General features: G+C 49.9%; 15 protein-coding genes. 1 reads left to right on the forward strand and 14 read right to left on the reverse strand.

The window, feature by feature from the left end; all coding sequences use genetic code 11:
• The first annotated feature begins 176 nt into the window (after positions 1-176).
• On the forward strand, positions 177-668 hold the full coding sequence (locus J4F31_05800; protein MCE2496074.1) for a glutathione peroxidase: 492 nt from the start codon (positions 177-179) through the stop codon (positions 666-668).
• A 23-nt stretch (positions 669-691) separates the two neighbouring features.
• On the opposite strand, the gene J4F31_05805 is transcribed toward J4F31_05800, so the two are convergent.
• From J4F31_05805 to J4F31_05870, 14 genes are all read right to left on the reverse strand, one after another.
• Entirely contained in the window at positions 692-1,432 is a 741-nt protein-coding gene (locus J4F31_05805; protein ID MCE2496075.1) for a hypothetical protein, read from the reverse strand.
• A gap of 15 nt (positions 1,433-1,447) precedes the next feature.
• The gene (locus J4F31_05810; GenBank protein MCE2496076.1) at positions 1,448-1,741 is read right to left on the reverse strand and encodes a hypothetical protein; all 294 of its coding nucleotides are present in this window, start codon (positions 1,739-1,741) and stop codon (positions 1,448-1,450) included.
• Positions 1,742-1,834: 93 nt separating this feature from the next.
• Positions 1,835-2,002 carry a hypothetical protein gene (locus J4F31_05815; GenBank protein MCE2496077.1) on the reverse strand — a complete coding sequence of 56 codons (168 nt, stop codon included), beginning with the start codon at positions 2,000-2,002 and terminating at the stop codon, positions 1,835-1,837.
• A gap of 14 nt (positions 2,003-2,016) precedes the next feature.
• A complete protein-coding gene (locus J4F31_05820) occupies positions 2,017-2,556 on the reverse strand; it encodes a hypothetical protein (GenBank protein ID MCE2496078.1) in 540 nt (179 codons plus the stop codon).
• A 15-nt stretch (positions 2,557-2,571) separates the two neighbouring features.
• Positions 2,572-4,023, reverse strand: a complete 1,452-nt coding sequence (locus tag J4F31_05825) for a hypothetical protein (GenBank protein ID MCE2496079.1) — start codon at positions 4,021-4,023, stop codon at positions 2,572-2,574.
• Positions 4,020-6,395 (reverse strand): GAF domain-containing protein, encoded by a 2,376-nt coding sequence (locus J4F31_05830; GenBank protein MCE2496080.1) that lies wholly within the window; start codon positions 6,393-6,395, stop codon positions 4,020-4,022. The genes J4F31_05825 and J4F31_05830 overlap by 4 nt, the downstream gene beginning before the upstream one ends.
• A 3-nt stretch (positions 6,396-6,398) precedes the next feature.
• The gene (locus tag J4F31_05835) at positions 6,399-7,418 is read right to left on the reverse strand and encodes a hypothetical protein (protein MCE2496081.1); all 1,020 of its coding nucleotides are present in this window, start codon (positions 7,416-7,418) and stop codon (positions 6,399-6,401) included.
• Positions 7,419-7,546: 128 nt separating this feature from the next.
• Positions 7,547-9,115, reverse strand: coding sequence for an AAA family ATPase (locus tag J4F31_05840; GenBank protein MCE2496082.1), 1,569 nt, complete (start codon positions 9,113-9,115; stop codon positions 7,547-7,549).
• A 113-nt stretch (positions 9,116-9,228) separates the two neighbouring features.
• Positions 9,229-10,788 (reverse strand): hypothetical protein, encoded by a 1,560-nt coding sequence (locus J4F31_05845; protein ID MCE2496083.1) that lies wholly within the window; start codon positions 10,786-10,788, stop codon positions 9,229-9,231.
• An 811-nt stretch (positions 10,789-11,599) separates the two neighbouring features.
• Positions 11,600-12,697, reverse strand: a complete 1,098-nt coding sequence (locus J4F31_05850; protein MCE2496084.1) for a CUB domain-containing protein — start codon at positions 12,695-12,697, stop codon at positions 11,600-11,602.
• A gap of 5 nt (positions 12,698-12,702) precedes the next feature.
• A complete protein-coding gene (locus tag J4F31_05855; GenBank protein ID MCE2496085.1) occupies positions 12,703-13,155 on the reverse strand; it encodes a hypothetical protein in 453 nt (150 codons plus the stop codon).
• Positions 13,155-14,111 (reverse strand): hypothetical protein, encoded by a 957-nt coding sequence (locus J4F31_05860; GenBank protein ID MCE2496086.1) that lies wholly within the window; start codon positions 14,109-14,111, stop codon positions 13,155-13,157. Before J4F31_05860 ends, J4F31_05855 begins: the two co-directional genes overlap by 1 nt.
• Before the next feature lie 59 nt (positions 14,112-14,170).
• Positions 14,171-14,410, reverse strand: coding sequence for a hypothetical protein (locus tag J4F31_05865; protein MCE2496087.1), 240 nt, complete (start codon positions 14,408-14,410; stop codon positions 14,171-14,173).
• A gap of 69 nt (positions 14,411-14,479) precedes the next feature.
• Complete coding sequence (locus J4F31_05870; GenBank protein ID MCE2496088.1) at positions 14,480-15,346, reverse strand: hypothetical protein; 867 nt, start codon at positions 15,344-15,346, stop codon at positions 14,480-14,482.
• Positions 15,347-15,365: the final 19 nt, after the last annotated feature.

Genomic DNA, 15,365 nt, shown 5'->3' on the forward strand with positions numbered 1-15,365 from the left:
GGAAAAAGAACTTTGGAACATGGTCTTGAAATTGAATCCTTCCCGTTAAAGAGGGGGATTCAATTTCAAGACCTATATCTAATCGTTAGTAAATAATCTTCTGGTCTTAAGCCTTCAAAATTAAAAATTGAGAATTCTGAACCACTCAACCACTCAACCACTCAACCACTCAACTAATGAACATCTACGAATACACAACGAATAAATCGACCGGAGAAGAACTTCCTTTAAAGCAGTTCGAAGGAAAAGCGTTACTCGTGGTCAATACGGCCACTGAATGTGGACTTACCCCTCAATTCAAAGGACTTGAGGAACTGCACAAGAAGTACGGTAAGGACGGATTGCGGATCGTTGGATTTCCCTGTAATCAATTTGCCGGACAAGAGCCCCTCGACAATTTGGAGATGGCCCAAACGTGTGAATTGAATTACGGCGTAACCTTTCCATTGACTCAAAAAGTAAAGGTCAACGGTAAAGATGCCGATCCCATTTTCAAGTATTTGAAGAAGACCCTTCCCGGAGCGCTCGGAAATGCGGTTAAGTGGAACTTCACGAAATTCCTGATCGGACCCGATGGCACCCCTATTAAACGGTATGCTCCCACGACCAAACCAGAAGAAATAGAATCCGACATAGTTGCTCATCTGCCCGTAGGGCAAGAGAAATAAAACCTCTATCTGGGGCCATTAGTTCAACTCCGCGATAGGTTCCTGATCTTTTCCAGCTGGATCTTGGCCCAGTCGCCGGAATTGCGGTCGTCGTTGTCCGGGATCGGGTTGGGGTATCCGAAGAGTTTGTAGCTCAGCATGCGGGCTACGCGGGCTTTTTCGCTGTGCGACCGCATGTAGTTTAGGCTGTTGTAGTCGTACACGCTTTTAGCCTTGATGATGCCCAGTGATTTCGGCATGTGGTTGAGCGAGAAGCTCGTACGGCAGCTTTCTTTCCAATCGTACACGTGGTCGATCTCGATCACGGCAAGGTCGGACCACGGATGAGCGTGTTCGTCCCAGGTTACCATGTTGTTGAAGATCTCCGGGTCGTCGTCGTCCTGTGCGATGCGGGTCTGAATTTGCATCATGTACTTGGCTCCCTCTCGTTTCACGCGATCTCCGTACTCGTACTTCAGGTAATTTCTGCCCCGAGTTTCGTGCGGGAGAATACGCTGATTCCCGGTGTCCACGGTGCTCGGGTCCTCGAAGATACCGGTTTCGGGCTCGTTGTCGAGCGGCCGTACGCGATACTTCGCATAACGCGGAATCTGATCCTTGCACACGAACCGAAATGGCGTTTTGCAGTAATACCTCAAGTTGTGAAAACTGGTGGGATCGCGCCGAAGAGCAACCTGTGCACCCTTGAGTCCTTCCGGGTATTTCTTGTAGTAATCGATGTATTCGATCCCGTATTTTTCGCGACGAAGCTTGGCGAATTGCATAAAGCTGTTGGCCGACTAAAACAGGCTGATTTCGCCCGTATTCATTTCGATATCGAAAGGACTCTTAAAGTGGTGGTCGCTGAATTTGATCGACATGCTCCGGATGCAGTTCATGGCATCGTCCAGGAAAGTGGCAGAGGCATGGCGTATACGACACGGGAATACTCTTCCCGGGGCAAAGAATTTGTGGGCCGGGAATTTCGGGTTCGGAACAATGGTCACTTTTCCGCCCGCGGCAATTCCATTATCGTGCGACATTCGCTTGCGGTGTGTCAAACTCAAGGTAAATACGATGGCCCAGCTGAACATTTCGCTGAATAGTCATAGGTAAAACCGATTCCAGTGGCCGTGAATTCCGTGCTCCGTTGCATGTTCAAGGTGGATGGCCGTTGCGCTCATAACTTAGATATTGGTTCGCGATTCTATGTTGTCGATCTCTACATAAAGCTCTTTAAAGGCCTCTCGCTTTTCTTCTAGAAGGTGGCAAAACAGGGGGTCGATGTCGTTCTCTTCATTTCGGGTAATGAAGCCGTATTCGTTGCGCGACAGTAAGTTACTGAACCACATCATTTGACTCGCCCTCGTTAGGTCCGGCGATATTGAATAGTCTTGCTCCGGCCTGAAGATACCATCTTTATGGTCTCCGAAACGCAGCCCCAAACTGCTGTAAAGCACCTCGCAATATCTTCGTATTGGTGCTCGTTCACCCACGTATGCATGAAAGTGGCCTGCATAATAGCGTACTTGCATGCCGCTTTCAGATTCTCCATATCCCCGGGATCGGGTTCAAGCGGATTTCGCGTGATCGGACTCATACTCCTCAACTTGCCCTTGTACACCACCCGTTCCAGGGTTGGGTCGAACCGGTACCGCGCATGGTAGTATTCGACGCGCTGTTTAAATAGTTTATGCGCCTGCGGCGCGATGCTTTCGTCCACCACCTGTTCATGGAACACAGGGGCGCTGTTGTTCACGAGGTCCTCTGAAAAGTGAAACACCTCGAACCAGTATTGCCGTATACCGCGCTCATTTTTACCTATGAACTCATCGACAAAAGTTCCCACTACTTCCCAAAAGAGGTTTTCGGCCTTAGCGTAGGTGTGTTTGTCGTTGATGACCTCCATGGGCACCCAGTTCTTTCAATCCAAGACCCCCATCATATCGGTGCAGCGCTCTACTATACCGTCAGCGGTCAGGGCCGAGGCACGTGGAATATATCCCGGACCTATGAGTATGTCGTCGGCACTGTGATTGACCAACACCACTTCCTTCAAATGTGGAAATAGAAGGGTCGATAAAGAGCTCATTCTCAAGTTTCGCCTGCCTGCGATGGCAAACTGTTCCGTATTGACGAGTGTTCCCGAGAAATGATCGTCGAGCTCGATCGATAATCCGCCCGATACTCGCGCTACTCTTTTGGCTTGCTCCCATTTATCCCCGTCGTCTTTCGTAAATCGACGTTCGCGATAAAGGTCTTTGTCGAACTTGTCGATGGGGTCAACGGTTCGAATCTCTTCCGGTACCGGGAGACCGTCGAGTGGAATATGAAACTTCATCAATACCGTGGGGAATGCGTATTCGTCATTCACTTCGTAATCACAGGCACCAAAGTACTTGACCCAGTATCGATCTTGCTCGTGCTCATCGGGAACAAACGTCGCGCAGTTCATCCCATTCATCATACGTCGCCCAAACCGGTAATTACAACGGGTCGATCCCGGAAGCTTTTCCTCCATCGCTACGGTTAAGTTCTTAGGATAGTCCCTTTGGATCTCGGGAATTGATAGAGAATCTGGATCCGGCGCGATCTGAGCTAAATGCTTGTCCTTGGTCAACTCTATCGGAATAAATTGTTGTTGAATGGCATCATTTCGTCCGGCGCTATAATATTCCGGGGCATCTTCATCGTGGTCTTTGATAACCACCCTCGGAAAATCAACATCGCGCCGATACTCCCAGTAATGCAGTTGCAGGTTGCCCAAATCGTAGCCCATTCCCGTGAGGTCCCCTTTGGGCACTTTTACGCGCTCAAAGACCTCGAACTTGGTTTTCGCTTCTTGGGTAGTTGAATCAAAGAATACGTGCTCGATCTGATGTATTTCGAAATGGAAAGAATGGTAGCACCTGCGGCGCGATTCTAAAAAGTCGAATTCCAGTTTTACTACTCCATCGCGATCACTCCACCCGCTTGAAAACACCCGCCACCCTCCCAGATAGGTTCGGGCCCAAAATTGACAGTGCATATTGTGCATAGGCACGGCGTGGTCGTCCCTTTTCGAGAAGGTCAGCTTGGCCGTTACGTAGGCGTCCTTCCTTCGTCCGTAAATGACGATTCTACGAGGATATATACTTCTTATCAAGTCTTTTAACCACTCAACGGTTCTTTGGTAGATCACCAGTAGCCTTTCGCCTAGTCGTGTTACCCAACAGTTGATGATTTTGGAACGCCCTACCTCGAGGTGGTTGAGGTTGCGCAAATTAGGCCCAAAGAATCCGCCCGTTTTGGAGTATTCGATTCGTGTTTCTCCATGTGCTTCACGATATACGCGCTCAATATCAGACTCGTTAGAGCCTAGTGGAAATAGACTCATTTTTGTACACTGGAGTTAATGGATTCAACGAAATACATATCGACCTGTCCTTTGTGTTTTGCATCTACCTTTCCGCGGTATGTGCATTCGAATAGGTCCTTTACAGCCTCATACGTGCTTCCGGATATGTTGACTCTTCCGACTTCGCCTGCCGCCTCCATCCGAGCCACCGTATTCACGGTATCGCCCCAAATATCGTAGGCGAACTTCTTTGATCCTACGACCCCGGCAACCACGGGCCCCGTATGCAAACCGATCCGTATTTCGAATATCGGCTTGCCCTGCTCGCGAGAGATCGCTTTGTACTCTTTGATCCAATCGCGCATTTTCAAAGCGGCGTTAACCGCATCTGCGGCGTGCGTCGAATTGGCTATGGGCAACCCGCCCACGCACATGTAGGAGTCTCCAATGGTCTTGATCTTTTCGATCTTGTGAGCGTCGCAAATACGATCAAAAGCCCCAAAACATCGACCCGGCTCTTCCACGATCTCTTGAGGAGTCAATTGCTCACTCATAGTGGTAAAGCCTTTGAAATCAGTGAACATCACGGTGACCATATCAAAGTGACGCGGTGTGGTTTTTTGGTCTCGCTTTAGCTCTTCAGCTGTTTCCGCCGGCAAAATATTCAATAAGAGGTCGTCCGATTTCTTCTTCTCTTCTGCCAGCTGGGCCGTACGATCCGCAACTTTCTGCTCCAGATTCTCGTACAGAATAGCGTTGTTGATCGACACGGCGATCTGCCCCGATAGTAGGGCGAGCAGGTCAACGCGATCCTGTGTAAAGGCCGCCGTGGTATGATTGTTTTCGAGATAAAGAATGCCGTCAAGTTTGCCTCGGTTGAGGATCGGCAAGCACAAGATCGATTGTACGGTTGATTTCTTGATGTAATCACATCGCGTAAAGCGCACATCATTCTTGGCATCCTGGACCACGGCGTTTTTCTGCGATTGAATCACGTACGAAACCACGGTCTCCGATAGAATACCGCTTCCCGTATATTGTATCCATTGCAGAATGTCGACCGTGGCACCCGAATTTTCCGACATGGCCTGAATCACGAAGTCCTCGTTTTCTCGTAGTAACAGCATTCCGCGATCCGCACCCGCATTTTCCATTACGATCTGCATCAGATTCTTTAGCAGTTTGTTCAGTACGATCTCACGAGTAATGCCGGCCGATGCTTTTAGTACCGTACTCAAGTCGAGCAACATGCTATTCGTCCGACCCATGGAACTGGAACCGCTCGATGAGAGAGTACCTAGTCCCGCTCCCGAATGTACCCCGGAAACATAGCTCGGATGCTCTTGCTCCAATGCTCGCAACTTGGCCTGCGCACCCCACTCGCGATAGTTGTTGTATGCAGATTTTAAGTAATGCTCGGCCAAACCCTCCGACCGCTGTTTTATGTAGAACACACCGGCCAACTCCTGGGCCATGGCTTCTTCATGGGTGAAGTTGTTCTGACTGGCAACTTTAATAGCTTCGTCATACTTCAAACCTGCCTCTTTGAACCGCCCCTTTACCCTGTATAGCTCTGCTTTGAGCAAATGATACTTGTGCATGTAATTTTCCGGCGCATCTTTTGCCCATTTCTTCATTTGGCGAATGGTTTTGCGAACCCTTCGGATAGACTTCCTCTTCTGAACACCTGAGCTCCTTTTGTAGAGCGCCAACAAGGTCAATGCCTCGTAGAAATGGTGATTTGGAATCTCGAACTTGGCCAATACGGCCTCTAAAAGCTTTCTTGACTCGGCGGCATGCATGGCGGCTTTTTCGTATTCCCCAAACGAATAACAAAGGATGAGCTTGGTGAAATGCAAAAAGAACATGCCCGTTTGGTCGTTCCGCTCTTCACTTTGCGCTTTCATCTTAACCTCGTCGTATGCTTCTCCGGTCAAAACGATGGAATCCTTCGATCGACCAAGGAAATTCAGCATACCCTGTCGATAGACCTCGTTGTAATTGAAGTTCGTCTCTTGCTTGAACTGATCGAAACTCTGGCTGTACGATCTGGTTTCAACTTCCAACCGCTCCAGCGGCTTGCCACTTAAATAGCTGTGAACACAGTAGATGTTCGTATTCATACAGGCGAATTCAATGGCACCGGTTTCCATGCCGATATGGTACGACTCCTGCAGCGGGGCCGGGGTTTGGTCAATGTGTTCGTTCCAATTAACGATCAAGCAATAGATCGGTGTGTAGATCTGTGTTTTCCACTCCTTCGCCTTGTATTGCTCTAACAAAATAAGGCCAAGTTTTCCGAACTGATACCCTGATTTCATTGCTCCCAATACCCCACACATGATCACCCCATAGGTGGCGAAGGCAAAGGTCGATACAGCAGTATTTCCATGTTTAAGGGAAAGCTCCATCATTCAAAAGATCAGCAGGGGAAATAGGGTAGGAGTAGCCCAGTAACTAGAGCTCGCAATGTCTGCTATGATGCGCATAGCTGCTATTTTTTCGGGATCGGTCATGGCCGGTAGAACCGCTAAATCCTCGTTGGATTTGCCGCGGAGCTGGATCTTGGACTTCACCAAAGCCCCCATGACATGTGGCATCGAAGGTTTCTTTGGGAACTTCTTGCCGAGCTGGCCCAATAGGTCCAGACCTGTATTTATCGCATCTATAAGCTTGTTCTCAGCCTTGAACGCGAGGATTCTGATTTCGTAGGACTTCACCTTTTCCAATAGGTTTTCGGCCTTGTCGATCACCAGACCTATCATTTCGTTCATTCGATCGAAATCGCCATTCAGATAGGCAGTCTCTCCGGCTAAAGCGTGAAGTTGTAGGGTCGATTGATACTGATTCTTCCACGGATCCTCACCCAAAAGTTCGATTCCGGCCACGAAGTAGTCGTATGCTACCTTAAACGCCGACGACTCTTTCGCTTTGATTCCGGCTTTGAGGTTCAGTTCGCACAACTCCCTGCGTTGCTTGTCGTCTTCGAGGAGCTTGACTCCCCAATTCAATTGATTCACGATGTCGAATAAATGCTCATCCGGCTCGCTTTCGTCAACGCCGTGAAGAAGCAGTCGTCCGATCTTAAAGTGGTTCGCATTGCGGTCACCCTCTGGAATAAGAGAGTAAACCGCTTGCTGAATACGGTCGTGGGCGAATTTGAATCCGAATCCGCTATGCGGCAATGTGAGACCTTCGGCCAATGCTGGCTGAAGTTCTTTTTCGGTCTCTGATTCGGATCTTTCATTTATGGTCACGAGCACGTCTAGGTCGAACTGGTTTCCAAAGCATGCGGCTAGCTTCAGTACTCGTTGTGTCTCTTCGGGCAGCTTCAGCGTTTTAGCCGCCATGAACTCCACCACGTTGTCCGTGATGTTCATTCCGTTGATCCGATCCAAAGCATAACTCCATGCCTTTCGCTCTCTATCGAACACCAGCAGTTAATCTTCGTAAAGCGATTTTAAAAACTGTGTCACGAAGAATGCGTTTCCTTGAGTTTTGTTGAACACCAGAGTGGTCAAGTCATTGACTTCGTCCGGAGATCAATCCAATGCATCGGAGATTAATTCACCCACATGCTCAAAACTGAGGTTCCCGATCTTGAGGTCGTAGATCTCAGTACCGGTTTTCGGACTTCTTCTACGGTGATCATGAATGGGTGTGATGGACTGACTTCATTATCCCGATATGCTCCAATGAACAGCAAATGGTCATTGTCGGGGTCGGTCACCAAACTCTTCAAGAGCATCAACGAGCTCGAATCGGCCCACTGCAAATCATCGATGAACACCACCGCCGGATGTTCGGCGGTAGAAACGGCGATTGCGAACTTTCTGAAAACGTAGTTGAACCGGTTCCGGGCCTCACTACCCCCGAGTTCCGGGATATCGGGCTGCTCTCCTATGATGAGCTCTAAGCCGGGCAATACATCGGTAAGTACCTTTCCCTCTTCGCCAACGGCCTCGAGAATTCGTTTTCGCATGGTGCTCGATCGCTGCTCGTTTTCACCGAGCAGAATGTCTATGAATTCGCTGAAAGCCTTTACCAATGAGTAATACGGAACAGAGCGCTGATATTGGTCGAATTTTCCTTCGACGAAGTACCCGGCCTTCTCGGTAATGGGTTTGTGCACTTCGTGGACCAAGGCCGATTTTCCCGTTCCCGAGTATCCTGCCACGAACACAAGCTCGAGCCCGCCCGAGGCAGCCGATTCGAACTTCGATAACAACAGCTCGATCTCCCGGTCCCGGCCATACAGTTTCTGCGAAAGGCTGAATTTTCCGGAATGGTCTTCTTGTTGGAGCCTAAACGGCTCGATGGAGCCCTTCTCGGTAAGTTCGTCAAAACATCTCAGCAGGTCGACTTCCAGTCCCTGAGCGGATTGATATCGATCCTCGGACTTCTTGGCCAACAAGATCATTACGATGTCGGAGATCACCTTAGGCACTATCGAATTTACCTGGTGAGGTGGAGTAGGAGAAATGACAATATGGCCATGAACGATCCCCATCGCATCTTGACCCGCAAATGGAGTAGTTCCACATAACATTTCGTAGAAAACGATACCTAAGGAGTATAGATTCGTTCGGTAGTCGATAACGCGATTCATGCGCCCGGTTTGCTCCGGGCTGAGGTATTCGAGTGTTCCGTCGAGGTGTTCGGGATTTCCTAAATGCTGTTCTTTCTGAGTGATCTTCGAGGCGATCCCGAAATCAATGATCTTGACCCAACGTTCCTGGAGGTTCACGATCATGTTGTTTCCCGAGATGTCCTTGTGTATGATGTTTTGATCGTGCAACTCTCCAACGGCTTGAGCTATGGTTATGGCCAAATGGAGGAAGTCGCGAATATCTTCCTGTTTTCCGGCAAAGGCTTCTTTGACCGTTTTTCCCTCGACCCATTCGAGGTACATGGCGTGTTTTCCCCGATGCTTGAGGCACTTCAAGGCCTCTCGGGTACCGATCATCCCGAGTCCTTCAATGATGTCGAATTCGTTGTAGAACTGCGAAATGTCCCGCGGGGTAGGGAATTCGTAGTTCAAGACCTTGAGTAAGACGGGCTTATCCCATTCGGAATCTTCAAAGAAGTAAATTTTCGATTTCTTACTCTCGTAAATGAGTTTTTCGGGCATAGGTGATCTGGTGCGCTAGACGCGCAGTTGGGTTTGGTTTGGGGTGCCGCATCGGCCCGTAGGGCCATAATGCGGAATTACAATATAGTTTAAAATTGCTTGACCTTAGCGAATTAGGTAGAGCTGGCCAATGAGTTCGCGGGTGTCCTGCGCGTCGACGTAGCGAAACCAGATGCGGTATTCGTAGGCATCGCTTTTGGCCGGTTCCCCTTTATAAGTGCCGTCCCACGCTTCGTAAAAATCGTCGGTTTCGAACATGAGTTCGCCCATCTATTGAATATGAGGAGACGATATTCTTCGATTTGTGAGCCTTGGGGCCGCCATCCGCCATTCAAGTTGTCGGCATCCGGGGTAAATGCGTTCGGAACCCACAATCCCGGGTCGAGCTCAACGCATAGTGTTTCTTGATGGACCTCGAAACAGCCTCCCTCATTTTCGAGGTAGAGCGTTACGGTATATTGGCCGGAGTCCGAGTACGTGTGCTGAGGATATTGACCGAGTTGGTAGGTTTCGATAGCGGTTCCGTCGCCCCAATCCCAGTAACCGTATGTTCCACCAATGCTGAAATCGATGAGGTTTACGTCGGCTTCGCTCACGTAGATGCAATCGAAGTTCGGATTCAAGCTGAAGTTGGCATTCAGCTGACTAAATGAAGGGAGGGTTATGGTATCGCGAACAGAGCAGCCTGTATTCGGGTCGGTGGTTTCTACATAATAGGTGCCGCGCTGAATGTCAATGGTGGCGGCATTTTGTGGTGGGTTGGTAAGCCCAGCGAAGTCGTATTTTACCCCGGTCAAGCTTTGCACACTGACCCAACCGGTTGAATCGTAGCACACCGTATCGGACCGCTGTAACTCTACCCGGATTTCCGGAAATACCTCCACGTGCACCGGCAGAACTACGGGCTCGGAACAATAGTCGGTCACGGTGACGTAGTAAGTAGTGGTGGTTAGCGGCGTCAGAATTTGTACCGGGCCAACCCCTAAAGAATCGCTCCATAAGTATTGAATACTCGTTGATTCGCCTCCCTGAGCGCTGACGTTCACGGTCACCGAATCGCCGTAACAAATCGCCGTGCTATCCACGGTGCTCGAAGCTTCGAGAGTATCGCGCACCAGCACCAAAACTGAATCGCTTACATAACAAGTTCCGTTGATAACCTCGTAATGCAGGAGGTGGAGCCCCGACCCGGCCAGTGCCGCCTTCCAATTGTTGCCTACGACCCCATTTCCTGTTAGGTTTCCGCCTAGCGGCGCGATTTGCAAGTCGATGACACTATCGATGAAACAGTAAGTTGAGTCGATGAAACTCATATCGATGACCGGAAGGCTATCGACCGTAATGACCATGCTGTCGCGACACGCGCCAAAAATGTCGTAGTACAGCGTGTGGCTTCCTGCTCCGGCTAAGACAGGGTCGAAAAGACCAATAGTATCCACTACGATCCCGGACCCGGTCCAAATTCCTCCCGATACGGACTCATTTAGATCGATCTGTCCTGAATCTTCACATACCGTGGTGTCATTCACTACCGGAACATCGAAGACTTCGATGTACATGGAATCGCGACAACCATTGGCATCGTAGTAAAGTAGATGCAAGCCGGGTCCGGCAACGACCGGATCGAATTCGCCCGGATTGTCGGGGTCGATCACGCCCGGTCCGGTCCCCATTCCAGGGGTTGCGACCTGTATTACCGTTATTTAAGTCAAAGAGCCCATCTGAAATGCACCTTCTGAGGTGGACACTGTCGACGTTGGTATTTCTCGCTCTGACCTGAAGTGTATCTATACAGCCATCGAAATGGTAGTAGACGTTTTGATTGTAGTTTCCACCAGTGCCGATCGTGTTCGGAGCAAAGATTCCGGCCGCGGTATCTATGATCCCCGGACCGGACCAATAACCTCCGGCCGGATTAGGAGTAGGGAGGTCCACGCTGTCGACCTGCGGGCACACTAATATATTGCCTGGTCCAATATCAATGGGTTTAACGAAAATGTCGATAGAGCCTGCGCAACCGCTGATCGTATAGGTCAGAATATAAGATCCGCCTCCGGCCTCGTCCGGGTCAAAATAGCCTAGCTGACCATCAACGATACCCGGTCCGGTCCAAAACCCTCCGGGTGGAACAAATTGAAGTTGAACTATGGGATCGCTTTGACAAACGGTGTCAAACGGTGTTAGCTGAATACTGTCGACTCGAATCACCAGTGAATCCGTACATCCATTGGCCGAATAATAAACAGTGAAGGAGTCGACGACCGCAGGAGGTGTGAATACTCCTCCCGAAGTAATGTTCGGCCCCGTCCAAGTTCCTCCAAGAGCATTCGTATTATTCAAAACAACAGGTCCTCTTCCCGGACACGCGGCCGTGTCGGGACCGGCATCCAATTCATAAACACCTATTTCCAAACTGTCGATACACCCTTGATGGTCGTAGTAGACGAAAAAAGTATCGGGTCCGGTGACTAACGGGTCAAAGATTCATGTCGGACTAACAATTCCCGGACCGCTGTAAACCCCTCCTGCCGGAGAAGCACCAATGAGTTGAAGCAAGCCGTACGAATCGCAAACAGAAGTATCTGGTCCGGCCACCGGAGCGTCTATAGCGAAGATCGAAATGGTATCCGTGGCCAAAAGTCCTTGTCCGTCCGTGACCGTAACAAATACCGTACTGTCCGTTGAGGTACAAAGAGCATGAGGCCCGGGGCTATTCGGCCAACCATTGTTCCAAACAAAGCTGTAGTTGCAGTCACCGCCGCTCACACTGGCACTGAGGTCGGCACAACCTCCGCCACAGAGCGAGTCAGTCGTTGTTAGGAGGTCTACATCTAGCGGGCAGTCGAAAACATCGAATGCCTGGGTCAATGTAAAAAAGTGCAATGAGTCGCAGGCATCGGCCAGGGTCAGGTCAAAATCGAGTCCAAAGCTGGCGCAATCGGAAATCGGGTTATCGAGTCCGATGATTACGGAAGTAGCCGAATCGTTAACGCATGGGTTCGGACTTACGGAGGTGATGGCGTATCCCGGAGTGCCAGTAAGGGCAAAAGCTCCTGTGTTCAAGGAGTCGCAATCGATAGGGCCGTCGAAGTCTACAGTCAATTGATTGCTACTACACGTTCCTGTGACATTGGTGATGTTCGGTGGAACCGGCGGTGGAACGTCGCTGAAAAATTCGGCGATCCAGCCGGTCCAGGCGACGGAAACATCCGAGATGAAATTAATCGTCAAACAACCCGATGTGGCAACGATGGGCGGAGGGGTGTTTCCGCCCGACCAAGGGCCAAAGATCAAAGGGCTTAAAGTATCAGGGCCATCGTAGAATCGAATATAGTCGAGAACGGCCTCCGTACAGAATTGCGAAAAGATCATGGTGATTTGTGTCGCTTGTGGAACGCAGATCGTAAAGGTGAGGTTCTCGTTATGATCGTAGTTTCCGGCTGGCATGCCGAGGTCCGAATCGAAGAAATTACCGTAGCAATCGTTGATCGTGGCATTAGACATATAGAAGTCCCCCTGAGCGAATACACTTCCGCTCAGTAAGCATCGGCTTCCGATGATGGTGGGGATCCAATGTTTCATCGTGCTTAGGGTTCTACGATGGTGATCGTTGGAGTTTCAACGGTATTGGACCAATTCCCGGCTCTATCGTGGATTCGCATGGTGAAGGTGGTGGTTTCCGAAGTACCGTTACCTAAGATGAACGTTCCGTTCAAGGTGATCTCGAGTTCGCCCTTTATGGAAAGCACTTCTCCTACGGGTGCCAGAGCAGGGACGTAGTACCAATCGGGCTCGGCTAAACGGGCGTCCCAAACTTCTAGCGAAAGACTATCGGCTTCAGGGTACCCCAAGTCACCGTCGCCATCCTGATACTTCAAGAACACCTTTACATTACCGTCGAATTCCTCGATGGTCAAGGGCGATACTTGACGGATCTCGATCGCCGGGACGTTAGAGATGCCATTATCCACCTCCTTTGCGCATCCGGCCGCAAGGCCGAGAATCAATAACAACGATATGTTCGCGAGCGACTTCTTCATTACGGGACTCGTGTGAAGGCGAAGTATTCTTTGATGTATTGAAAACTTCCTTGATTAGGGATTTCGGAAGGCGGATTGGCGTTGTCTTGTACTGTGGTTCTGAAATAGCTGAATTCACTTAGGTTGGCGTACTGAGCGGGGTCGATCGTAATGCTGTGTCGATAGCTCACTGGGTCGCCAAAATAGCCTTCTGCGGTTACGGCTTGACTTGCGATATTCAGTGATTCACTGGGTGAGCTCGCAAAGTCATTGATCTCATTACTGAATTGAATTTCATTTACCCCGAGCTGTGACACGGGAGTGTCGTCATCTTCAAACGCGATCCAGATCTCCAGACTTTGCGTGCCCAGGGGTACTTCTATGGGGCCGTTTCCGGCACCTCGAGGTAGGGAAGTTGAGCTTCCGTCCGCAAAAGCAACAACTCCGAGCATCTGAGGCTCACGGTTCCCGGCCGAGGGTGCACTTCCGAACTGGTCCAAGGCACCGTTGTTTATCCAGTTGCGTATATGGTCTTCGTAAGTTGCCTCCATTGTGGACCAATCGCTTTCCGGGTCAATGCTCAGTGGCATAATGCCCGATTGCCGGTAGATATCGACGGTTAAGCGATTCATAAGAACGCTTTCGTTGGCATTGCCGGGCTTTACCCTGAATTCATAAGAATTGCTCGGATCGTTTTTAACGACTGGCCGATATACCAAGGTGTTGTACGCGCTTTCGATCGTGCGAAGATCGTGCTCGAATGTTCCGTCGTGACAGCCGCTATTTGCACGAGTTGGTCTAAAGACTTTGTAATGGAGGTACGCGAAGGTGCCCTGTGTGAGCGTATTCGTATTCACTGAGTCCACCGGTTCCTGGAGGTTGGGATCGTTGAACGGATTGTCCTTAGCCTCGTCCTTACAACTCATCATAATGGCGATGAAAGCGACCGCGAGCAATATGGAAAAATGCTTTGTCATATTCGGTCGAATAAACTCATCGCACTACCCAACATGAAACCGGCCGCTTGGATATCGCTTTAAACCCCAAAGATCTCTCCGATAGTAAGTACGTTGTCCATGGTCGTACCAACTTGATTGGTTTCGCTACCTACTGTCAAGTTACTTGGAACACCGGGGCCTACCATTTGTGTGAAAACACGCATGCTGTTGGCATCGCTATGATCGTAGGCGAACCAATCGTTCTCATCCAAAATAGGGTTCGGATTGTCGTTTCTACCATGTTCGGGTGTAACGATCATGATGGTATCGTTTGCCATGTCCGGAATCCGGGTCTGAATGTAGTCCCATAGGAAACCAACACCGTGGTCTGCCCTGTGCAGGCTTCGTTAATAGCCTGTGAAATTGGAATGGCATCCGTCGACCGCTCCAAGATTGATTACAGTAACTTTTGGCTTAAATCGTTGCATAACCTCGCAAGCCCAGCCGGTATTTCTAAGGTCTCCATTGTCGGCCACCGGGGGCATGGTCTCTTGACCAGCCGCTTTTTTATCGAACATGTCAGAAATGAACTGCTTGATCTCTTGCTTTTCTTCTTCCGTGTTGCCGATGTTGGGCACTGGAATACCGCCGTTAGATCGGAAGGCATTGTCGAGGAAGTACTTCATTTTGTACATCGGATCGAGCTCTTCATCCGGATGGTAGATCTTGGCGTTTGAAAGATGTTCTTCCCCCTCATCGCCAAAGGCTACGGCCGGACAAAGAAAGTTGGCACCGTATTGTGCGCCGTATCCGGAATACTCCGAGTAATCAAGAAGAGGTGTGGAGTTTCCAATACCGTTGCCTACAAACCAACAATCGGTTGCCTTGAAGCCCGCGTGACGACGCAGATATTCAAAAATAGTAGGGAAAACGGGTTTTTGCTTTAGTCCTTGTGTCACTCCCGTGTTTCCGGTGATCAGTGTATTTAGACCACTGTAATGGCCTGCTGTGGCCGCCCGTACTTCGGCAAAGGTCGTTCCTTGTGCTTGAATGGTCGAACCTAGAATACCGGAAATCGGAGCACTCCCGTCGGGCTCCCCTGGTACATTAGTTCCATAAACGATCTTAGCTTGCGGAGCCGCTCCGTTGAACATGTTGCACATGATGTTCCCCGGGATACTCACATTTTGACTGTCGTCTAGGTATCTTTTAAGAATAGCTTCTTGCTGACGTACCCCACCGGCAAAGAGTACGTATACTACGTGTCCGGCCATGGGCGCACCTGTTTGCGCA

Source organism: Flavobacteriales bacterium (genome assembly GCA_021296215.1).
Classification (GTDB): Bacteria; Bacteroidota; Bacteroidia; order Flavobacteriales; family ECT2AJA-044; genus ECT2AJA-044.